General features: G+C 66.3%; 19 protein-coding genes. 14 read left to right on the forward strand and 5 right to left on the reverse strand.

Annotated features, from left to right (window positions below):
• Window positions 1–24 precede the first annotated feature (24 nt).
• A complete protein-coding gene (fabA, locus tag ACQY4V_RS10695) occupies window positions 25–534 on the reverse strand; it encodes a bifunctional 3-hydroxydecanoyl-ACP dehydratase/trans-2-decenoyl-ACP isomerase (RefSeq protein WP_428511513.1) in 510 nt (169 codons plus the stop codon).
• A 156-nt stretch (window positions 535–690) separates the two neighbouring features.
• On the opposite strand from fabA, the gene irrA reads away from it, so the two are divergent.
• The 3 genes from irrA to ACQY4V_RS10710 all read left to right on the forward strand — a co-directional run bounded on the left by irrA (window position 691) and on the right by ACQY4V_RS10710 (window position 3,505).
• Window positions 691–1,116, forward strand: coding sequence for an iron response transcriptional regulator IrrA (gene irrA / locus ACQY4V_RS10700; RefSeq protein ID WP_152493046.1), 426 nt, complete (start codon window positions 691–693; stop codon window positions 1,114–1,116).
• Between the two features lie 10 nt (window positions 1,117–1,126).
• Window positions 1,127–2,110 carry an NADPH:quinone reductase gene (locus tag ACQY4V_RS10705; RefSeq protein ID WP_428511515.1) on the forward strand — a complete coding sequence of 328 codons (984 nt, stop codon included), beginning with the start codon at window positions 1,127–1,129 and terminating at the stop codon, window positions 2,108–2,110.
• 132 nt (window positions 2,111–2,242) lie between these two features.
• Complete coding sequence (locus tag ACQY4V_RS10710; protein ID WP_428511517.1) at window positions 2,243–3,505, forward strand: SulP family inorganic anion transporter; 1,263 nt, start codon at window positions 2,243–2,245, stop codon at window positions 3,503–3,505.
• A gap of 75 nt (window positions 3,506–3,580) precedes the next feature.
• Here the strand turns inward: ACQY4V_RS10710 and ACQY4V_RS10715 are convergent, their stop codons facing one another.
• From ACQY4V_RS10715 to ACQY4V_RS10725, 3 genes are all read right to left on the reverse strand, one after another.
• A complete protein-coding gene (locus ACQY4V_RS10715; RefSeq protein ID WP_428511519.1) occupies window positions 3,581–4,231 on the reverse strand; it encodes a hypothetical protein in 651 nt (216 codons plus the stop codon).
• Window positions 4,232–4,353: 122 nt separating this feature from the next.
• Window positions 4,354–5,688, reverse strand: coding sequence for a hypothetical protein (locus ACQY4V_RS10720; protein ID WP_428511521.1), 1,335 nt, complete (start codon window positions 5,686–5,688; stop codon window positions 4,354–4,356).
• Window positions 5,689–5,818: 130 nt separating this feature from the next.
• A complete protein-coding gene (locus ACQY4V_RS10725) occupies window positions 5,819–6,250 on the reverse strand; it encodes an FKBP-type peptidyl-prolyl cis-trans isomerase (protein WP_428511523.1) in 432 nt (143 codons plus the stop codon).
• Between the two features lie 170 nt (window positions 6,251–6,420).
• Between ACQY4V_RS10725 and ACQY4V_RS10730 the strand changes: the two genes are divergently transcribed.
• The 11 genes from ACQY4V_RS10730 to ACQY4V_RS10780 all read left to right on the forward strand — a co-directional run bounded on the left by ACQY4V_RS10730 (window position 6,421) and on the right by ACQY4V_RS10780 (window position 18,287).
• A complete protein-coding gene (locus ACQY4V_RS10730) occupies window positions 6,421–7,104 on the forward strand; it encodes a haloacid dehalogenase type II (protein ID WP_428511525.1) in 684 nt (227 codons plus the stop codon).
• A complete protein-coding gene (locus ACQY4V_RS10735; RefSeq protein ID WP_428511527.1) occupies window positions 7,104–7,949 on the forward strand; it encodes an alpha/beta fold hydrolase in 846 nt (281 codons plus the stop codon). Before ACQY4V_RS10730 ends, ACQY4V_RS10735 begins: the two co-directional genes overlap by 1 nt.
• Complete coding sequence (locus tag ACQY4V_RS10740) at window positions 7,946–8,920, forward strand: threonine ammonia-lyase (protein ID WP_428511529.1); 975 nt, start codon at window positions 7,946–7,948, stop codon at window positions 8,918–8,920. Before ACQY4V_RS10735 ends, ACQY4V_RS10740 begins: the two co-directional genes overlap by 4 nt.
• A gap of 1 nt (window position 8,921) precedes the next feature.
• Window positions 8,922–9,515 (forward strand): hypothetical protein, encoded by a 594-nt coding sequence (locus ACQY4V_RS10745; protein ID WP_428511531.1) that lies wholly within the window; start codon window positions 8,922–8,924, stop codon window positions 9,513–9,515.
• A gap of 32 nt (window positions 9,516–9,547) precedes the next feature.
• Window positions 9,548–10,756, forward strand: a complete 1,209-nt coding sequence (locus ACQY4V_RS10750; protein ID WP_428511533.1) for an endonuclease/exonuclease/phosphatase family protein — start codon at window positions 9,548–9,550, stop codon at window positions 10,754–10,756.
• A 180-nt stretch (window positions 10,757–10,936) separates the two neighbouring features.
• The gene (locus tag ACQY4V_RS10755) at window positions 10,937–11,260 is read left to right on the forward strand and encodes a 5-aminolevulinate synthase (protein WP_428511535.1); all 324 of its coding nucleotides are present in this window, start codon (window positions 10,937–10,939) and stop codon (window positions 11,258–11,260) included.
• 247 nt (window positions 11,261–11,507) lie between these two features.
• On the forward strand, window positions 11,508–13,439 hold the full coding sequence (locus ACQY4V_RS10760) for a hypothetical protein (protein ID WP_428511537.1): 1,932 nt from the start codon (window positions 11,508–11,510) through the stop codon (window positions 13,437–13,439).
• 86 nt (window positions 13,440–13,525) lie between these two features.
• A complete protein-coding gene (gene pcaD / locus ACQY4V_RS10765) occupies window positions 13,526–14,314 on the forward strand; it encodes a 3-oxoadipate enol-lactonase (RefSeq protein WP_428511539.1) in 789 nt (262 codons plus the stop codon).
• 79 nt (window positions 14,315–14,393) lie between these two features.
• Entirely contained in the window at window positions 14,394–15,632 is a 1,239-nt protein-coding gene (locus ACQY4V_RS10770; protein ID WP_428511541.1) for a TCR/Tet family MFS transporter, read from the forward strand.
• 53 nt (window positions 15,633–15,685) lie between these two features.
• Window positions 15,686–16,771, forward strand: coding sequence for a zinc-binding dehydrogenase (locus tag ACQY4V_RS10775; protein WP_428511543.1), 1,086 nt, complete (start codon window positions 15,686–15,688; stop codon window positions 16,769–16,771).
• A 283-nt stretch (window positions 16,772–17,054) separates the two neighbouring features.
• Window positions 17,055–18,287, forward strand: a complete 1,233-nt coding sequence (locus ACQY4V_RS10780) for a mandelate racemase/muconate lactonizing enzyme family protein (protein ID WP_428511545.1) — start codon at window positions 17,055–17,057, stop codon at window positions 18,285–18,287.
• A gap of 89 nt (window positions 18,288–18,376) precedes the next feature.
• Here ACQY4V_RS10780 and ACQY4V_RS10785 read toward each other — a convergent pair whose 3' ends face one another.
• The gene (locus tag ACQY4V_RS10785) at window positions 18,377–19,678 is read right to left on the reverse strand and encodes a S8 family serine peptidase (protein ID WP_428511547.1); all 1,302 of its coding nucleotides are present in this window, start codon (window positions 19,676–19,678) and stop codon (window positions 18,377–18,379) included.
• Between the last annotated feature and the right edge of the window lies 1 nt (window position 19,679).

The raw sequence follows: 19,679 nt of genomic DNA on the forward strand, positions 1-19,679 counted from the left end.
CGGTAAACCCCCGGGGGCCGCGCCTCAGCTTTCGCTCAGCGCGACCTTCATGTCCTTGACCTGGTAAATCACCTCGCCATCGGCCTCGACCCGGCCATCGGCCACGCCCATGGTCAGCCGTCGCGTCTGCACCGCCTTGGTGAAATCCACGTAATAGGTCAGCATCTTGCGGTCCGGGCGCACCATGCCCGTCAGCTTCACCTCGCCCACGCCCAGCGCATAGCCGCGCCCCTGCCAGCCGCGCCAGCCAAGGTTGAACCCGGTGAGCTGCCACAGCCCGTCAAGGCCAAGGCATCCCGGCATGATCGGGTTGCCCGGAAAGTGACACTCGAAGAACCACAGGTCCGGCTTGATGTCGAACTCGGCCACCACGTGCCCCTTGCCATGCGGCCCGCCATCGCCCGAAATATCGGTGATCCGGTCCATCATCAGCATCGGCGGCTCGGGCAGCTGCGCATTGCCGGGGCCGAAAAGCTCGCCGCGTGCGCATTTCAGCAGGTCTTCCTTGTCGAAGCTGCTCGGGAAGTCGGCCATAGGGTCGCACCCTTTTCTCTTAACTGTTCCGTTATCCGATCCTCTAACACCCCGCAAAACCCCCGCGCAAGCCCTGCCGCGTCGCGCTATGGTGCAGAATTTTGTTTGAAATTCCCCTGTGGAGACCCCTATATTGGCATTGAGACAGGAGCTTTCATGACCGATACCGAGGCGACAACCCGAGGCACCGAATGGCTCGCAGGCGCAGGCCTGCGCCCGACCCGTCAACGCGTCGCGCTGGCCGCGCTGCTTGTCGGCGACGGGCAGCATCGCCATGTCACCGCGGAAAGCCTCTACTCCGCCGTCTGCGAGAACGGCGACAGCGTCTCGCTCGCCACGGTCTACAACACCCTGCGCGCCTTCTGCGACGTGGGCCTGTTGCAAGAGGTCACGGTCGACGGCTCGAAAAGCTATTTCGACACCAACACCCACGATCACCCGCACTTCTTCTGGGAGGATGAACAACGCCTCTCCGACGCCCCCGCCGACGAGCTTGAGATCGCCCGGCTGCCCGGCGCGCCCGAGGGCGCCGAGATCGCAAGCGTCGACGTGGTGATCCGCCTGCGCCGCAAGTCCGGCTGACCCGCCCGGAATGCGCGCCGCCTATTACGAACAATTCGGACCCGCCGAAGACGTCCTGACCGTGGGAGAGGTCGACACCCCCACGCCCGGCCCGGGCGAGGTGCTGGTGCGGCTCACCCATTCCGGCGTCAACCCGTCCGACGCCAAGTCCCGCGCGGGCTCCCGCCCCGGCGTGACCAAGCCCGATTTCCCGCGCATCATCCCCCATTCCGACGGCGCCGGCACGATCTTCGCCGTGGGCGAAGGCGTCGATCCCGCGCGCATGGATCAGCATGTCTGGCTCTGGAACGCCCAGTGGCAACGCGCCCATGGCACTGCGGCCGAGATGATCGCCCTGCCCGCCGACCAGGCCGTGCCCCTTCCCGAGGGCGTCAGCCATGAAGTCGGCGCGACGCTGGGCATTCCCGGCCTCACCGCCTGCCAGACCGTTTTCGGCGGCGGCGAAGTGGCAGGCCAGACGCTGCTCATTTCCGGCGGCGCGGGCGCCGTTGGCCATATGGCGGTGCAACTGGCCAAGTGGGGCGGCGCCACCGTCATCACCACCGCCTCCGCCGACGCCGCCGACTACGTGGCCCGCACCGGCGCGGACCATGTGCTCGATTACCGCGACGACGATCTGGCCGCGAAAATCAAGGACATTGCCCCGGGTGGCATCGACCGCGCGGTCGAGGTCGAATTCGGCACCAATGCCGCACTTCTGGCCGAGGTGATGAAACCGATGGGCACCATCGCCACCTACGGTTCGGCCAAGGACATGACGCCGCAACTGCCCTTCGGCCCGATGCTCTTCAAGGCGCTCAAGATCGACATCACCCTGATCTACATCCTGCCGCCCGCGGACCGCGCCGCAGCCATCGCCCGCCTGCACGCGGCCTTGGCCGAAGGCGCGCTGACCCCGGCCATCCACGCCAGCCTGCCGCTCGCCGATTGCGTCACGGCCCATAACATGGTGCTCAGCCCCGGCCGCCGCGGCGCGGTCCTGCTGGAACCCTGAGTCCGCGCGGCCGGGCCCGAAACCGGCCTTCGCGGCACGGCCCCGGCCATGCCGCCCTTGCAGAGCCGCGCAGCTTCACTTACGCCAGACCTCAGGATGACACCGAACCGGCACGTCCCCTGACGTAAGTGCATGAAACCCAAAATCCTCACGACCCTGCCCGGCTATTCCCGGACGCTTCTGGCGCAGGACGTCCTCGCCGGCGTGACCGTGGCGATGGTGGCCCTGCCGCTCAGCCTGGCCATCGCCATCGCGTCGGGCGCCGACCCTGCCAAGGGCCTGGTGACCGCCATCGTCGCGGGCTTCCTGATCTCGCTTCTTGGCGGCAGCCGCGTGCAGATCGGCGGGCCGACCGGCGCCTTCATCGTCGTGGTCTTCGGCGTGATCGCGGATCATGGCTATGACGGGCTGGTGCTGGCCACGCTCATGGCCGGTCTCATCCTGCTGGTCGCCGGTTTCTTACGGGCCGGAAACCTCATCCGGCTGATCCCCGAGCCGGTCATCAACGGCTTCACCATCGGCATCGCCGTCATTATCGCCACCAGCCAGCTCAAGGACCTTCTGGGCCTCGCTGTCACCGACCTGCCGGCAGATTTCCTGCCCAAGGTCGAGGCGCTCTGGGCCGCCCGCCCCACCACCTCTGCCGCCTCCGCGATAATCGGCGTCGTGACGATGGCTCTGATCGTCCTGTTCCGCCGCGCCGCGCCGAAATGGCCGGGATTGATCGTCGCGGTGGCCCTGACATCGGCCATCGTCGCCGTCACCGGGCTGCCTGTCGACACCATCGCCTCGCGGTTCGGCGACCTGCCCGGCACCCTGCCCAGGCCCGCCCTGCCGGTCGTCAGCGTCGCCAGGCTGATCGAGCTCCTCCCCTCCGCCCTGGTCATCGCCTTCCTGGCTGGGGTCGAATCCCTGCTCTCGGCCATGGTCGCCGACCGGATGATCGCGGGGCATCACCGCCCCAACGCGGAACTGCTGGCGCAAGGGGCGGCGAATATCGGCTCGTCGCTCTTCGGCGGGATGCCCGCGACCGGCGCCATCGCCCGCACGGCGACCAACATCCGCGCGGGCGGCAAGACGCCCGTGGCCGGGCTGGTCCACGCGGTGACGATCCTGATCGTCATGCTGGTCGCGGCACCGCTGGTGGGCTACATGGCGATGCCAGCGCTGGCCGGTCTGCTGATCCTCACCGCCTGGAACATGAGCGAGCCGCACAAGTGGCGCGGCCACCTGGCCGAGCGCGCCTCCGACATTTTCCTGCTGGCCCTGACCATGGTCCTGACCGTTCTGGCCGACCTGACCGTCGCCATCGGCGTCGGCGTCGCGCTGGGTCTGGCCCTGCGCATGCACCGCCGCAGCGTCCCAGCCTCCGACTGGTCGGACCCCGACCGATAGGCCCGACACGTCGCCCCGGCGCCTCGGCCGACCGGCCACAAGGCCTGCCACCGGGCCAACGCCCCCAGGGCAGTGCTACAGCCGGGCGAATTCCGCGCCGATCTCGGCGTTGCCGTCCTTGCGCTCAAGCCGCTCCAGCATCGACGTGATCTTCCGTCTCAGCCGCCGCGACCGGATCTGCCGCGCCTCCAGCTTGCGGGGCGCCAGCCGCACGCCCTCGCCGCCCGGAACCAGATCGAACTCGCGCACCGCCGCGACCACGTGATTGGCCTGGTTGGTCGCACAGACCGCCACCAGTTTCAGACAGCGGTCCTTCAGGTCGCTTTCGTCCGCGCTGTGCCCCGCCCGGCGGGCCACATCCTCGAAGGTTCCGATATCCACGTACCCGCCCGACGGGATCGGCCCCTGCCCGGTCACGTTCGTCGGCTGCTCCAGCTCCTCCTTGCGCAGCTCCTCGCGGTCGACGACGCTGGCGACATCGACCTCCTCGCCGGTGTCCAGCGACGCCAGCACGTCCAGCAGATAGGCCGGCTGCGCGCCCATGTTCGACACCAGGCACCGCGCCTTCATGTCCTGCCCGCCACCGCGGTTGATCAGGATGCTGGACCGGCGCTGCTGGATATAGCCGCTCAGGAAGATATGCAGGTAGACCAGCCACACGAACGTCGTCGTCAGGCTGGCCGCGATCTGAACGATCTCCACGTTCTCTTTCAGAAATTCCAACATTGTCGTCACGTCCCTTGGTCATCCCGTGGATTGCACAAGGGCCAACGCGGATCATACGCGCGTGTTCCAGCCCTCGCTCATCCTTGGAGCGGCGCTGGGTTTCAGATCACGTTTCCGGTCCCTCAGCAGCCCTTGATACTGCGGCACACCTTGTCGGCGGTCGACGTGATCCACTCGGCCATGTAATCGGGCCGATCATGGTAATTCACGACGAACGTGTTGAGGTACCACTTGCTTGCAAACCCTTCGTGGCTCGTCACGATCAGGCGCACCCAATCGCTCAGCGGCAGGCGCTCCATCGCGTCGAAGCTTTCAACGAAAAAGGTGTCGTAGACGACGAAATTTCCGCCTGTCAGCGCCGCGTAATCCGGAACGATATCGCCCTCTTGCAGTTCGACCACCTTTGCGCGGGACGGATCGAGGTAGCCGCTGTAGCGCCGAAATTCGATATGCGCCGCGCCGGTCAGCGATGGAAAGTCCCGCAACGTGCGCCTTGGCCGGTCCCGCGCCGCGACGCGCAGCGCCCTCAGCGCATCCGCCTGGTCGGCATAGGCATAGGCCTCCAAGGCGCCGCTGCCGATCTCGGGCGGCAATATTCTGGACAGATCGAACCCCGTGCCCGGATAGCCGCCTCTCAGAAAGGCGGTCGTCTGCGGCGACAGGCCCTCGCCGGCAAAGACTTGGGCCTTGCAGGACATCCTGGCGAAGGGGCTGTCATACAGGTCGGTGTCCCCCGGATGAAACCCGATGTGATACAGCAGCGACTCCTGCTGCCTGACCCCGCTCACCGTGCTGGGCTGGAAATTGACCAGCCGGTTCTTTATCGCGGCCACTGCATTGGCGACGTGCTCGCTGATCAACGCCCGCAGCATCGCATTCTGCTCGGGCGTTTCGATCTCCAGCCGGGCCAGCGTGTCGCCTGAGGTCAGTGCGATGATACGGCCAAGGTGGTAATAGGCCAGATGCCAGTGCGTGTAGCCACCAATGTTGCCGGAGAAAAACTTCCCCGCCTCGTTGGCCAGATCGTTCTGCTCGAAGTCCAACACCAGCGAGAACAGGCTGCTGTGGAGGCAATGGGTGTGCTTGGCCAATGCCTCGGCATTCCTTTCAGCGGCCTCGGCATCCACAAAAGCATCCGCGGCGGGATCCAAGGCCACGGCCAAATCGGGCGCCTCATACGCTGCAAGCCAACTCAGGAACCTACTTTCGAAACTGTCGGCCCTGCTCTGCGCCGCCGCCATTTTGGCGTCGTATTCCCGGATGAACTCCTGACGCGCGATCTCGCGCCATCGCTGCGCCGAACTGGCCCCGCTGCAAGTCATGCCTGTCGAGGTGCCGCCGTTGCCGGTGCAGTAGGAGTCGTTCAGGATAATGTAATCCCACGCCCCCTGCGCCGCTGCTGACGATCCCAGAGAAATCAAAAGCGCCGCGACTGCACGGACAAACCGATTCATCATTCAAAATATCCTCAAGAAATTCTGCGCCAGTCTGCCGGGCATCGCCCCGCAGGTCCGCTTTGCCACCCCGAGCCAGCCGGGATGCGCACGCAAGGGCGCGGCGAGGCGCGCGCCCTTGCGCTTCATTCTATCACTTGTCGATCCCGACAAGCTCGACGTCGAAGGTCAGATCCTTGCCCGCCAGCGGGTGGTTGGCGTCCAGCGTCACCTGCTCGTCGGTGACCTCGGCCACCATCACCTGCAGGGTCTGGCCCTGCGGCGTCTGCACCTGCAACTGCGTGCCGATGTCCAGCGGGATGTCGTCGGGGATGTCGGCGCGCGGCACCGCCTGCTTGGCGGCCGGGTCCAGCGGGCCATAGGCTTCGTCGGCGGGCACTTCCACGGTCTTCTTGTCGCCTACTTCCATGCCCGGAATGGCCTTGTCGAGGCCGGGAATGATCTGGCCCGAGCCGACCTGGAATTCCAGCGGATCACGTCCTTCGCTGCTGTCGAAGGTCGTGCCGTCGGCCAGAGTGCCCTTGTAATGAACTTTTACCGTATCGCCGGATTTCACCTGCGTCATGTGGTTTCCAATCTGTTTGGGGGATGGGTTTCCAAGGCCGCGCCTCGCGCGGGTACTTGCTGGTCTGCCTCAAGGCTAACCTGCCATGGCAGCGATTGCAAACAGGGTTCCAACCCTTCCCCAGACGTGCCACTCTGCCCCCGGAACCACCCCGGACCCGAAGGCCTCCCATGCCCATCACCACCTGTATCTTCGACGCCTACGGCACGCTTTTCGACGTCGCCGCCGCCGCCCGCACCGCCGCCGACGAGCCCGGCCGCGAGGCGTTCAAATCCCACTGGCCCGCCATCGCCGAGCACTGGCGCCTGAAGCAGCTGCAATACACCTGGCTGCGCGCGGTGATGGATCGGCATACGGACTTCTGGCAGGTCACCCAGGACGGCCTCGACTGGGCGCTCGAGGCCGAGGGCCTCTCGGACGACGCCGACCTGCGTGAACGGCTGCTGCAACTCTACTGGGAACTCGAAGCCTATCCGGAGGTCCCCGCCATGCTCCACGCGCTCAAGGACGCCGGGAAAAACACCGCGATCCTGTCGAACGGCTCGCCCCCCATGCTGGACGGCGCGGTGACATCGGCGGGCATCGGCGACGTGCTCGATGACGTGCTGTCGGTCGAAAGCGTCGGCATCTTCAAACCCCACGACAGCGTTTACGACCTCGTCGGCGACCGCTTCGGCTGCGCCAGGTCCGAGGTCCTCTTCGTCTCCTCCAACGGCTGGGACGCCGCCGCCGCGGCGGGCTACGGCTTCACCACCGCCTGGGTCAACCGCGCCGGCGCGCCGATGGACCGCCTGCCCGCCAGGCCCGGACATGTCCTGAAGGACCTCACCGGCATCCCGGAGCTCGCCCAATAATGCCGCACTTCACCACCTCCGACGGCCTGTCGCTGCACTACACCGACGAAGGCCCGGAAAATGAAACCGGCACGCCGATCCTCTGCCTCGCCGGTCTCACCCGCAACGTCACCGATTTCACCTATCTCGTGCCACACCTGTCGGACCACCGCGTCATCCGCCTCGACTATCGCGGGCGCGGCCTGTCGGACCATGCCGAGGATTACATGACCTACAACATCCTGCGTGAAGGCCAGGATGCCATCGAACTCCTTGACCATCTGGGCATCGAGCGGACAATCCTCATCGGCACCTCGCGCGGCGGCCTCATCGCCATGGCGCTCTCGCACAGCCACCCCGACCGCCTCGCCGGCGTGGTGCTGAACGACATCGGCCCCGAGGTGGCCCCCATCGGCATCGAGCGCATCATGGATTACGTCGGCAAGACGCCCCCGTTCGAGAACCTCGACGCCGCCGCCGATGCGCTTGCCGCGGGCCACGCCAAGGACTTCCCCGACATCCCCCTCACCCGCTGGCGCGAACAGGCCGAATTCATGTGGCAGGACGCGCCCTCGGGCGGCATCGCCCTGCGCTACGACCCCCGCCTGCGCGATGCGCTCGTGGGCCAGGCCGGCGCGGGCGAGGCCGTGGATCTCTGGGCGCTCTTCGACGGGCTGAAACTCATCCCCACCGCCTCGATCCGGGGCGAGAACTCCGACCTTTTCACCGCAGAGACGCAAGCACAGATGCAGACCCGACACCCCGACATGATCACCGCCGTCGTGCCAAACCGCGGCCACGTCCCCTTCCTCGACGAGCCGCAATCCCTCGCCGCCATCCGCCAGTTGCTGAAGGCCGCGGCATGAGCGACATCACCCTCATCCGCGCCGCCGCCGAGCGCCTCAAGGGCCACGCCCGCCGCACGCCGCTGCTGTCGTCGCCCTTCCTCGACGAGATCGCGGGCCGCCGCATCCTCGTCAAACCCGAATGCCTGCAACACACCGGCAGCTTCAAGTATCGCGGCGGCCGCTCCGCCGTTTCGGCGCTCGATCCGGAAACCCGCGCCAGGGGCGTCATCGCCTTCTCCTCCGGCAACCACGCGCAGGGCGTGGCGCTGGCGGCCCGCCAGATGGGCGCGCCCGCCGTCATCATCATGCCCGCCGACGCGCCCGCACTGAAGATCGCCAACACCCGCGCCCTCGGCGCCGAGGTCGTCCTCTACGACCGCGCCGCCGGCGAAAGCCGCGAAGACCTGGGCGAGACGCTCCAGGCCGAGCGCGACCTCACCCTCATCCGCCCCTATGACGAGCCGCAGGTCATCGCGGGCCAAGGCACCTGCGGGCTGGAAATCGCCGAGCAGGCCGCCGAGTTCGGCATCCGTGAGGCCGAAATGCTGGTTTGCTGCGGCGGCGGCGGCTTCACCTCCGGCATCGCCCTGGCGCTCGAGGCCGAGGCACCGGGTTTCAAAGTGCGCCCGGTGGAACCCGAAGGCTTCGACGACGTCACCCGCTCGCTCGCCTCGGGGCAGATCGAGACCAACGCAGGCGTCAGTGGCAATATCTGCGACGCCATCCTCACCCCCGCCCCGGGAAAAATCACCTTCCCGATCCTAAAACGCCTCTGCGGTCCCGGCATCGCGGTCTCCGAGGATGACTGCCTGCGCGCCATGGCCCACGCCTTCCAGCGCCTGAAACTGGTGGCCGAACCCGGCGGCGCCGCCGCCCTGGCCGCCGCAATCTTTCACGGGGATCAATTGAACGCCGACACGGTCATCTGCACCATCTCCGGCGGAAACGTCGACGCGTCGATGTTCACCCGGGCCTTGGAGACGCTTTGATATGGTTCCCGGCCACAACGCACGCTTGATGCAACCAATTTGTTTCGCCCTTTGCGTCGGCATAGGCGTCGGCCTGCCCTCGTTAAGTCAAGCAGAAGACAATAAGCAGGCGTTGATCGCCACGCTTATTGAGAGTGGAACCCATGATTTCGAGGACGAACGGCACACAGTCGAGGTTCTGGATTGCACGATGACCACATATCGCTGGCGTAATCGTCCCGAGCACGGCTGGGTCCTGTGGTCTTCATTCAAGTTTCCAATGGCATTGGGGCAGATCATGGAGACGAAAGGGGCTGATGGAACGCCTCAGCCGTTTGCCAGCACAAATTTTGGCGGCGAACGGCCACCCTACAACATGGTCGTAATCTCGTTTGAAATGCCGTCAGATACACCGGCCCGGTTCGAAAAGTCCACGCTGCGCAAACGGCCTGAAGAAAGCTGGCCATCCCCCCGTGGTGACGGAACCACGCATTTTTATCAGAAAGCCGAAAACGTAAATATCGTTCATCATGGGCCTGGCGTCGTTGACAAGGCGCGTCAATTCACATCCGCATTTCGCGAATATATCGAAAACCACTGCATATTCACAGGCTAGTGCGCTCAAACTCTTGTCAGCAAAGGCCCCCCATGACCGACGTCACCATCGCCAGCTTCAATGTCAAGAACCTCATCGGCCCCGACCGGGAATATTACGAATTCCAGTCCTACACCCCCGAAGAATACGTCTGGAAACTCGACTGGATGGCCGACCAGCTTCTGACGCTCGACGCCGACGTGATCTGCTTTCAGGAGATCTTCGAGAAAGACGCCCTGCACGCCGTCATCGACGAGGCGTCCATCCGCGCCCACGCCCTCAACGACGCGTCCATTCCAGACCGTTCCAAGCGATATCACCGCAAGGCGATCTTCCGTAAACTGGCCGTCACCCCCTATGACGACGCCACGCTCGCCTTCGCTCCCAACGCCGCCGACACCGGCGAGGCGGGCAAACGCCGCCCCGGCGTCGCGATCCTGTCGCGGCTGGGCTTTCAGGGCACGCCCGAGATCATCCAGGACCTGGAAGAGCCGCTCACCATCCCCTTCACGCCCTTGCGCGGGATGGCCGGCGCGCAGGACGCCGGCCATTACGTCCTGCGCCGCCTGTCGCGCCCGGTCATCAAGGCGCGTATCCCGATGGGCGGCCAGACCGTGACGGTCTTCAACTGCCACCTAAAATCCAAGCTGGGCGAATACATCACGCCCCCCGGCGCCGACTATGCCCCCGAAGAAGACCTCACTCATTACGACCCCATCGGCCGCGCCATGGGCGCCCTGCGCTCCACGGTCCGCCGCATGGCCGAGGCCTGGGTTCTGCGCCGCGAGGTCGTGCGCGAGATCGAAGCCGGACACCCGGTCATGGTGCTGGGCGATTTCAACGACGGCGAACACGCCGTCTCGTCCGAGATCATCACCGGCGAGGCGCCCTTCAAGAACTACTCCTGGATGCTGCGCCACGACGCGAAAGATCGCTCCGACCGCTACTCGGACGAGGAAAACCGCCAGATCACCGAGGATGTCGAGCGTGTGCGGCTGCACTCGGCGGAAAAGATGTTCGTGCGCAAATCCCTGCGCGATATGGTCTACACCGCAGCCTTCGGCGGCGTGTATGAGAGCATCGACCAGATCTTCATGTCCCGCCACTTCCACCCCGACAACCCCGACCGGGCGGGCGAGATGACCTATTTCAGCGTCTTCAACGACCACCTGACCGACGGCTCCCACCCCGAGGCGCCCTATAACAAGCTCGCCTCGGACCACGGCCAGATCATGGCGCACCTGCGGATGCAGGAGACGTAACACCGCCGGCGCAGGCCCAGGCCCTCAAGGACCCGGGGGTCAGGAAATCCCGACTGTAACGACTCGTCCGCCCGTGGTACCTTTAGTTATTATTTGCTGAAACAATTTAGGGTCGGTGGCCCTTTTTCAATAAAATCAGTTCGATACGTTGTGCCAATAGTCCGGCCACCGTTTTGCATTATGGAAATTCTTGATATCAGACTGCTGGGGTTGGCGGTCGTCGCCGCCTTGGGCTACGGCATCGCCACCATCGGAATGAAGATTGCCTCCGGCCATTGGTCACTCATCGCCTACGGTCTCATCCTGCTGGGGTTCATCGCCGCGACACAGGCCGAGGTCGTGCTGATGCGCGGGGTCACGCTCGGCACGCTCTACCTGCTGATCATCGCGATAGAGACGCTGATCGTGCTGACCTACGCCTATTCCATCGGCGAGGGCCTGTCCTCGCGCGACGTGGGCGGCGGCGCGCTCATCCTTCTGGGACTGGCGATCGTCTCTCACTGACCGGCCTCTCCGGCGGGCCGGCCCCACTGCCAATCGGCGGCGCTCCGCGCAACGCGGAGCGTTCGATGCTGCCCTGTTCGGGGTTGCAAATCCCGCACCGCAAACAACCTCAGATTTAAATAATCATTGACAGACCCTGCCAGGACGAGTCATTTATAAAGGATATTACATTCGCGCTCCGGCGTTTTTCTTGACTGCTTTTGACCAATTTCTTGCCCGAAGACCTTTTCATGAAAGGAAATTTCCAATGCCCAAGGACCGTGCCGAATCCACCTACCGATTCCGTGTCGAGGCCGCCGAACTGGCCCGCCACCGCCACCACCCCGAACATCGCGCCAATGGTGACGAGGCGCGCTACGGCGCCGCCTGCTATCCGATGAGCTTCACCAAGGGGCTCGATCACGACCAGGCCACCGGCCTTGTCGCCGACACCGACGCGTTCGAGGCCTTCCGCAAGGCCATCGACAACGGTTTCTGCGAACCCTTCACCACGCGGGTGCCTGTCCCCCGCGACGAGCCGCGCCGCTTCTGGGAGGCGCCCACCGCGGGCATCGTCCATGACCTGCAAGGCCCTGACGCACAGGCCGTCACCATGCCACCCGCGCCCGAGCTTTGCTCGGACGAGCTGGCCTTCGAGATGGCCGAGGTCTACGAACTCGCGATCCTGCGCGACGTGCCCTTCACCGCCTTCGAGGAAGGCGCGGGCAATGCCGCGGTCGACGCCTCGGCCACGCGCCTCGACGGGCTGGCCTATGCAACCGATGGCTTCACGGGCCGCCCGCGAAAGACGAACGCCGCGGGCAACCTTTCGTCCGGCACCGTCTTTCGCGGCTCCTCGCCCGGTGTGCTCAACGGCCCCTACCTGTCGCAATTCCTGCTGATCGGCTCCTCGCCCGGCGCCAAGAAACCCGAACAGGGGCTGATCGAATACGGCGCCCAGCTTGTCGATCAGACCGTGCCGGTCGCGGGCGAAACCGACTACATGACCACCTGGAATGACTGGCTGCGGGTGCAGCGCGGCTATGGCGGCACCGGCATCCAGGACTTTTCCCTCGACCAGCGCCGCTTCATCTGCACCCCGCGCGACCTGGCGACCTACGTGCATTTCGACGCGCTCTACCAGGCCTATCTCAACGCCTGCCTGCTCCTTCTGGCGCAGAAAGCGCCGTTCGATCCGGCCTTCGACCTGCTGTCCGGCCCGCCGGGGGACCGGCTGATGATCGACCCCGCGACCGGCGCGAAAGTGCCCTACAACGCCGGCGGCTTCGCGCTCTGGGGCGGGCCGCACATCCTCAGCCTCGTGACCGAGGTGGCCACACGCGGCCTCAAGGCCGTCCGCTACCAGAAGTTCAACGTGCACCTGCGCCTGCGCCCCGAGGCGCTGGCCGCGCGGATCGCGCGCGCCGACGAGATCGAGAAACGGTTCCCGCAGATCTGCGGCTGCTTCACCGCCATGCGCGACGCGCTCAAGCCGACCCTCGACGCGCTGGACGCCCACCCGACCAGCGGCAACGGCGCCGACGCGGCACTCCTGCCCATGGCCTTCGGGGAAGGCTCCCCGATGCACCCGACCTACGGGGCGGGTCATGCCACCGTCGCCGGCGCCTGCGTGACCATGCTCAAGGCGTTCTACGACACGTCCTCGGTCTTCGTGCGCATCACGAACCCCAAAGACAAAACCGACTGTGATGCAGGCTTCTACGACAAGGCCGCGATCCATGACGCCCTCTGCGACGGCAAGGTGGTCGAGGCCGGCGCCTATCGCTGCGAGATGTTGACCAAGGAGGAACAGAAGAAGGCCGAGCATTGCAAGAAGGACTGTGGCGTTCACCTGCCGATGTCCAAGCTCGTGTTCAAGCCCTGCGGCACCTACAAGCTGGTCAAGAAGGACACGAAGAAGAAAATCGCGGAACATGTCGTGCTGCACCCGAGCGACAAGAAAGAACAGTGCTGCCCCCTGACGCTCGAGGGCGAGTTGAACAAGCTCGCCGCCAACATCTCGATCGGGCGCAACATGGCCGGCGTGCACTATTTCTCCGACTATTTCGACAGCCTGCGCATGGGCGAGCGGATCGCCATCGGCATCCTCGAAGAGCAGGCTCTCGGATATCCGGCGGACGACTTCGTCATGTCTGTCCCTACATTCGACGGCAAGATCCGCCGGATTGGGCGCAAATAGCGTCCGCCCCAAGCGGCGGCCCGGGCTTACTCCCTCCCGGGCCGTTCGCGGTGGACAAGGCCGGCAGGGTGTGGCTCTTTGCGCCCATGCCCCATGTTCATCTCAACGACATCGACATTCACTACCGCGACGAAGGCACGGCAGACGGCCCGGCCCTCGTCTTCGCTAATTCGCTGGGCACCGACCTGCACCTGTGGGACGCGGTCCTGCCCCACCTGCCAGAGGGCCTGCGCCTCATCCGCTATGACAAGCGCGGGCACGGCAAGACCAGCGTACCGCCCGCGCCTTATGCTATGGGCACCCTCGTGCGCGACGCCGAGGCGCTGCTCGACCATCTCGACATCCGCGACTGCGTTTTCGTCGGGCTTTCCATCGGCGGGCTGATCGCGCAAGGCCTCGCGGTCAAGCGCCTCGATCTCGTCCGCTGCATGGTCCTGTCGAACACCGCCGCCAGGATCGGCAACCAGAAACTCTGGCAAGAGCGCATCGACGCCGTCCGCGAGGGCGGGATCGAGGCGCTGGCCGACGCCACGATGCAACGCTGGTTCTCCCGCGATTTCCTCGGCAGGCCGGAACTGCAAACCTGGCGCGACATGCTCACCTCCCAACCCGACGAGGGCTATATCGGCTGCTCGGCGGCGATCTCCGGCACCGATTTCTATACCCCCACCAGCGGGTTGCGCCTGCCCACCCTGGGAATCGCCGGGTCCGAGGACGGCGCCACCCCGCCCGACCTGGTGCGCGAAACGACCCAATTGATTCCCGGCGCGCAGTTCCACCTGATGCGCCGCACCGGCCACCTGCCCTGCGTCGAGGCGCCCGAGGCCTATGCCGCCCGCCTGACGCAGTTCCTGTCGGACACGGGCCACATCTGAGCCGGGCACGCGCACCGCGCCCTTTCCGCCTTGCCCGGCCCCGGCTACAGTCGCCCCACAGATCCAGACCGGAGCCTCGATGTCGTCCCGCCTGCCCACCGCGTTCATCCTGATCACTGTCATGATCGACGCCATGGGCATCGGGATCATCATCCCCGTGATGCCGGAACTGATCATGGATATCGACGGCGGCACGCTCGCATCGGCGGCGCTCTGGGGCGGCGTGCTGACCTCGCTATTCGCGGTGATGCAGTTCCTTTTCGGCCCCATGGTGGGCAACCTCAGCGACCGTTTCGGACGACGGCCCATCCTGCTGGGCTCGCTCCTGATCCTGGCGCTCGACTACCTCGTGATGGCCGTGGCCCATGCCATGTGGCTCTTGGTGCTGGGCCGTCTCGTCGGCGGCATCATGGCCGCCACGCAATCCACCGCCGCCGCCTTCATGGCCGACACCTCGCCGCCCGAAAAACGCGGCGCGGGCTTTGGCCTGGTGTCGGCGGCCTTCGGCATGGGCTTCGTGCTCGGCCCCGTGATCGGCGGCCTCCTGGGCGATCTCGGCCCCCGCGCGCCCTTTTACGCCGCCGCAACGCTCGCCTTCGCCAACTTCCTCTTCGGCTGGGCCGTCCTGTCGGAAACCATAACGCCCGACCGCGCCCGCCCCTTCGTCTGGGCCCGCGCCAACCCGTTCGGCGCCTTGCGCCAGATCCGCGCCCTGCCCGGCGTGGGCCGGCTCCTGGCCGTGCTCCTGCTCTACCAGCTCGCCTTCAACGTCTACCCCGCCATCTGGTCTTACTACACCACCGCCGCCTTCGGCTGGGACCCGTCGATGATCGGCCTTTCGCTCGGCATCTTCGGCATCTCGATCTTCGCCGTGCAGGCCGGTCTGATCGGCGTCGCCATCGCGCGGCTGGGCGAGGCCGGAACCGTGGTGCTGGCCCTCGGCTTCGCCATCCTCAGCTTCGCCGTGCTGGGCGTCATCTCGAACGGCTGGCTCGCACTCGCCCTCACGCCCGTCTCGGCGCTGGCGGCGATGTGTGTGCCTGCGCTGCAAGCCATCATGTCCCGCCGCACGCCACACGACGCCCAAGGCGAGCTTCAGGGCATCTTCACCTCCGTGGGCGCGCTGGCGATGATCTTCTCGCCGCTGATGATGACCAACATCTTCGCCGCCTTCACCAATCCCGATGCAACTTTCCGTCTACCCGGCTCCCCCTTCCTCGCAGCACTGCTGCTGGTGGCCCTCGGCCTCGTCCTCTTTCTCACCCGCAGGCGCCACGCATCCGCCGATTACGTCGCGACAGGTCGCAATCGGCCTTGAAACCGCGCGGAAAAACCGATCAGGCTGGCGGTCAACGAACTTCGGGAGGGATCATGAAAACCATCAAAGCCGCCGTGTGCCACGAATTCGGCACCCCCCTCGTGATCGAGGACGTGCGCCTGCGCGCGCCCGAACAGAACGAGGTCGAGGTCGCGCTGGAGACCGTCGCCATCTGCCATTCCGACATCTCCTATGCCGACGGCGCCTGGGGCGGGTCGCTTCCGGCGGTCTATGGCCACGAGGCCGCGGGCCGCATCTCGGCCATCGGCGACGGCGTGACCGGCCTTGCGGTGGGCGATACGGTGGTGGTCACGCTGATCCGAGCCTGCGGCCAGTGCCCCAGCTGCGGCGCGGGCCGGCCTACGGGCTGCGAGACGCCGTTCGACGGCGACCACGGCGCGCTTTCGACAGCGGATGGCGGCAAGCTGCACCAGGCCATGGCCTGCGGTGCCTTCGCCACGGACGTGGTCGTGCACCACTCCCAGGTCGTGAAGATCCCCGACGGCATGGCGATGGACGCCGCCTCGCTTCTGGCCTGCGGTGTCGTCACCGGCGTCGGCGCGGTGGTCAACGCGGCGCAGCTGCGCGCCGGTCAGGACGTGGTGGTGATCGGTGCAGGGGGCGTCGGCCTCAACGCCATCCAGGGCGCGCGCATCGCCGGCGCCCGCCGCATCGTCGCCGTCGACATGACCGAGGACAAGCTGGCCGATGCAAAAGCCTTCGGCGCCACCGACGGCGTGCTCGCCTCCCAGGACAAACCCTGGCGCGCCGCGAAAGAGGCGATGGGCCGCGGTGCCGACGCCGTGCTGGTCACCGTGGGCGCCGCCCGCGCCTATGACGAGGCCCCCCGCTACATCGCGGGCGGCGGCAAGGTCATCATGGTCGGGATGCCCGCCACGGGCGCGGAATCGACATACGAGGCCGCCAATTTCGCCGCCGCCGGGCAGAGCATGGTCGGCTCGAAAATGGGCGACGTGGTGATCCGCCGCGACATCCCCTGGATGGTCGATCTCTACCAGCAAGGACGCCTCAAGCTCGACGAATTGATATCCAACCGCTGGACCCTCGACCAGATCAACGACGCCATCGCCGACACCAAGTCCGGCACGGCCCGGCGCAACGTCATCATGCTGCGCTAGGCCGATCGCGGGCGACATTTTCTACGCAGAAAGTGTCACGGAAAATGCGCATTTTCCGTCAGCGGAATTTGCGCAAATTCCGCCCCCCTCCGTTCGGTCCGTTCACCCTGCGAAACGCAAAAAACCGCACCGTCGCGATGCCACTCGGATACCGACGCGATACCGACGTACCGAATTCGGCGAATCCCCACCGTTAACCCTTCTGTGCGACTCGCGCCGATTTCCGGCTTGCCCCATCCCGCCACTCAGGCCACCGTGCGCCGTATCAGCAGGGAGAAACCCCATGAAACTCAAGGACCTCGACATCATCGTCACCTCGCCCCCCGCGCCGGGCTGGGGCGGGCAGTACTGGATCCTGGTGAAACTGACCACGGATAACGGCATCACCGGCTGGGGCGAATGCTATGCCAGCAGCGTCGGCCCCGACGCCATGACCGCCGTCATCACCGATGTCTTCTCTCGCCACATGCAGGGCGAAAACCCTGAAAACATTGAATTTATGTTCCGCCGCGCCTATTCCTCCGGCTTCACCCAGCGCCCCGATCTGACCGTGATGGGGGCCTTTTCGGGGCTGGAAATCGCCTGCTGGGACATCCTCGGCAAGGCCCGCGAGCGTCCGGTCTGGGCGCTCCTGGGCGGACGGATGAACGACCGCATCCGCGCCTATACCTATCTCTACCCGCTTCAGCAGCACGACATCACCCCGTTCTGGACCTCGCCCGACATGGCCGCCGAGTCCGCGCTCGACTTGCTAAGCCGCGGATATACCGCGGTAAAATTCGACCCCGCCGGCCCCTACACAATGCGCGGCGGCCACATGCCCGCCGGCACCGACATCTCGCTCTCGGCCGCCTTCTGCAAGGCGATCCGGGAGGCCGTGGGCGACCGGGCCGACCTTCTCTTCGGCACACACGGCCAGTTCACCACGGCGGGCGCCATCCGCCTCGCCAAGGCGATCGAGCCCTACGATCCGCTCTGGTACGAAGAGCCGGTACCCCCTGATAATGTTGCGGAAATGGCCAAGGTGGCCGGCGCCACCTCGATCCCCGTGGCCACCGGCGAGCGCCTCACGACCAAGGCCGAATTCGCCCCCCTGCTGCGCTCCGGCGCGGCCTCGATCCTGCAGCCCGCCTTGGGTCGCGTGGGCGGCATCTGGGAAGCCAAGAAGATCGCCGCCATGGCCGAGGTCTACAACGCCCAGATGGCCCCGCATCTTTACGCCGGGCCGGTGGAATGGGCCGCCAACGTGCATTTCGCGGCCTCCATCCCCAATATCCTCATGGCCGAAACCATCGAGACCGACTTTCACAACCGATTGATAAAGAACAAGATCCGTGTCGAGGACGGCTTCATCACCCCGCCCGTGGCCCCCGGACTGGGGATCGAGGTGGACGAGGATCTGGCCCGCGCGCATCCCTTCACCGGCGACGGCCTGCACCTGCAGATGCAGGATGCGCCGTGTGACTACGTCAATGGCAATTCCTTTGCCGGCGGGGCCCCGGTCAAGACAGGCTGAACGCCGCGCCGCGCGGCATCGCACCGGCGTTTTAAGACGCGCTTAACACCTTCGTGGTCTGATCCCGCTGCGTGGCTCGTGGATCGGGCTCAGCAGCCGCCGGACTGGACCAGCCCGTAGCCGTAATGCGTATCGCGCCCGCCGGGGCCAAGATCCCGCGCGGTGCGCCGCAGCAATGCCCGCGCCCCGTTCAGCGACAGCCCTCCGCGCGAGGCCTGCCGCGCCAGGATCGCGGTCACCACCGGCGCGGCAAAGGATGTGCCGGAGCGATAGCTGCCCCCGGTACCCCAGGCCACGTAAAGGTCCACGCCGGGCGCGGCGAACTCGATGTGGTTGCCGTAATTGGCCCGCCCGTATAGCCGCCCGCTCGCGTCCACCGCCGTCACGGCGATGGTGTCGGGCGAGGCCGCGGGAAAGACAGGCGCACCGCTGCGGTCGTTGCCGGCGGCGGCCACGATCACCGTGCCCCGTCCCTGGGCCAGCGCGAGCAGCTTGGCGAACACCCGGTTGTTCGCGCCGGAAAACGACATGTTGACCAGCCGCACGCCGTTGCCGACCAGCCAGTCCAGGCTGGCCGCCACGCTCTCCAACCGCCCGCCGTCGCTGCTTTTTTCCAGCCCGAACGCCTCGGCGGCATAGACCTGCACCCCCGGCGCCAGGCCCGCCAGCGGCCCCGCCCCGGCCGAGCCCGCGATAAGCCCGGCCACGGCGGTACCATGGCTGGCCCCGGTGCGGCGCGCGCCCTCGCGCAGAAAGCTCTGCCGCACAATCCGCACCCCACCAAAGGCCGGGTGGCCCGCGTTGACCGCACCGTCGATTACGCCCACGCGAATGCTGCGCCCGACACGGCAGCTCTGTCCCGGCGCGTCGCCCACCATCGCCGCGTGATAGACCCGGGGGCCCGCCGACCGGAAATAGATCTTGTGCAGGTCCAGCACCGCCGAAGGCGTGCGGCCCGCCAACAGCGCCCGCCCCTGCTCCAGCGTCAGGGTGCGCGGAAAGACGAAGAAATACATCTGCTGTCCGAATTGCGGCAGGGGCCGTTCGCGCAGCAATGTCGCCCCCGCGCTGACCAGCGCCTGCGCCGCGGCCACCGCCTGGCCCCGGTTGACCAGCAGCACGTATTCCGGCGAGCCGTCGGTGGCCTGCACCTCGTCCCGCGCCGCCCGGCGCAGCCCGCCGGTCGGTTTCGTACGCGGGCTATTGCCTGCATTTCCGCCTTGGCCACCGCGTCCGCCGGTGCCCTGCTGCACCTCGACAATACCGGGAAGAGCGCACGTCCCGACGCAGGCCGGGTCCGGCAGGGCCACGGCGGCTCGCGCCGTTTGCGGGGTCACAATGCCAAGAAGGCAAAGGCTCAGGATCGCCACGAGAAGCCGGAAAAAGGTCATG

This window comes from Roseovarius sp. (genome assembly GCF_965277045.1).
Classification (GTDB): domain Bacteria; phylum Pseudomonadota; class Alphaproteobacteria; order Rhodobacterales; family Rhodobacteraceae; genus Roseovarius.

Coding starts and splice junctions, on each gene's coding strand:
- ACQY4V_RS10785 (WP_428511547.1), bottom strand. CDS start 19,678: ATGACCTTTTTCCGGCTTCTCGTGGCGATCCTGAGCCTTTGCCTTCTT.
- ACQY4V_RS10725 (WP_428511523.1), bottom strand. CDS start 6,250: ATGACGCAGGTGAAATCCGGCGATACGGTAAAAGTTCATTACAAGGGC.
- ACQY4V_RS10755 (WP_428511535.1), top strand. CDS start 10,937: ATGGAAATTCTTGATATCAGACTGCTGGGGTTGGCGGTCGTCGCCGCC.
- ACQY4V_RS10770 (WP_428511541.1), top strand. CDS start 14,394: ATGTCGTCCCGCCTGCCCACCGCGTTCATCCTGATCACTGTCATGATC.
- ACQY4V_RS10740 (WP_428511529.1), top strand. CDS start 7,946: ATGAGCGACATCACCCTCATCCGCGCCGCCGCCGAGCGCCTCAAGGGC.
- pcaD (WP_428511539.1), top strand. CDS start 13,526: ATGCCCCATGTTCATCTCAACGACATCGACATTCACTACCGCGACGAA.
- ACQY4V_RS10720 (WP_428511521.1), bottom strand. CDS start 5,688: ATGATGAATCGGTTTGTCCGTGCAGTCGCGGCGCTTTTGATTTCTCTG.
- ACQY4V_RS10775 (WP_428511543.1), top strand. CDS start 15,686: ATGAAAACCATCAAAGCCGCCGTGTGCCACGAATTCGGCACCCCCCTC.
- ACQY4V_RS10780 (WP_428511545.1), top strand. CDS start 17,055: ATGAAACTCAAGGACCTCGACATCATCGTCACCTCGCCCCCCGCGCCG.
- fabA (WP_428511513.1), bottom strand. CDS start 534: ATGGCCGACTTCCCGAGCAGCTTCGACAAGGAAGACCTGCTGAAATGC.
- ACQY4V_RS10750 (WP_428511533.1), top strand. CDS start 9,548: ATGACCGACGTCACCATCGCCAGCTTCAATGTCAAGAACCTCATCGGC.
- ACQY4V_RS10760 (WP_428511537.1), top strand. CDS start 11,508: ATGCCCAAGGACCGTGCCGAATCCACCTACCGATTCCGTGTCGAGGCC.
- ACQY4V_RS10710 (WP_428511517.1), top strand. CDS start 2,243: ATGAAACCCAAAATCCTCACGACCCTGCCCGGCTATTCCCGGACGCTT.
- ACQY4V_RS10705 (WP_428511515.1), top strand. CDS start 1,127: ATGCGCGCCGCCTATTACGAACAATTCGGACCCGCCGAAGACGTCCTG.
- irrA (WP_152493046.1), top strand. CDS start 691: ATGACCGATACCGAGGCGACAACCCGAGGCACCGAATGGCTCGCAGGC.
- ACQY4V_RS10745 (WP_428511531.1), top strand. CDS start 8,922: ATGGTTCCCGGCCACAACGCACGCTTGATGCAACCAATTTGTTTCGCC.
- ACQY4V_RS10730 (WP_428511525.1), top strand. CDS start 6,421: ATGCCCATCACCACCTGTATCTTCGACGCCTACGGCACGCTTTTCGAC.
- ACQY4V_RS10715 (WP_428511519.1), bottom strand. CDS start 4,231: ATGTTGGAATTTCTGAAAGAGAACGTGGAGATCGTTCAGATCGCGGCC.
- ACQY4V_RS10735 (WP_428511527.1), top strand. CDS start 7,104: ATGCCGCACTTCACCACCTCCGACGGCCTGTCGCTGCACTACACCGAC.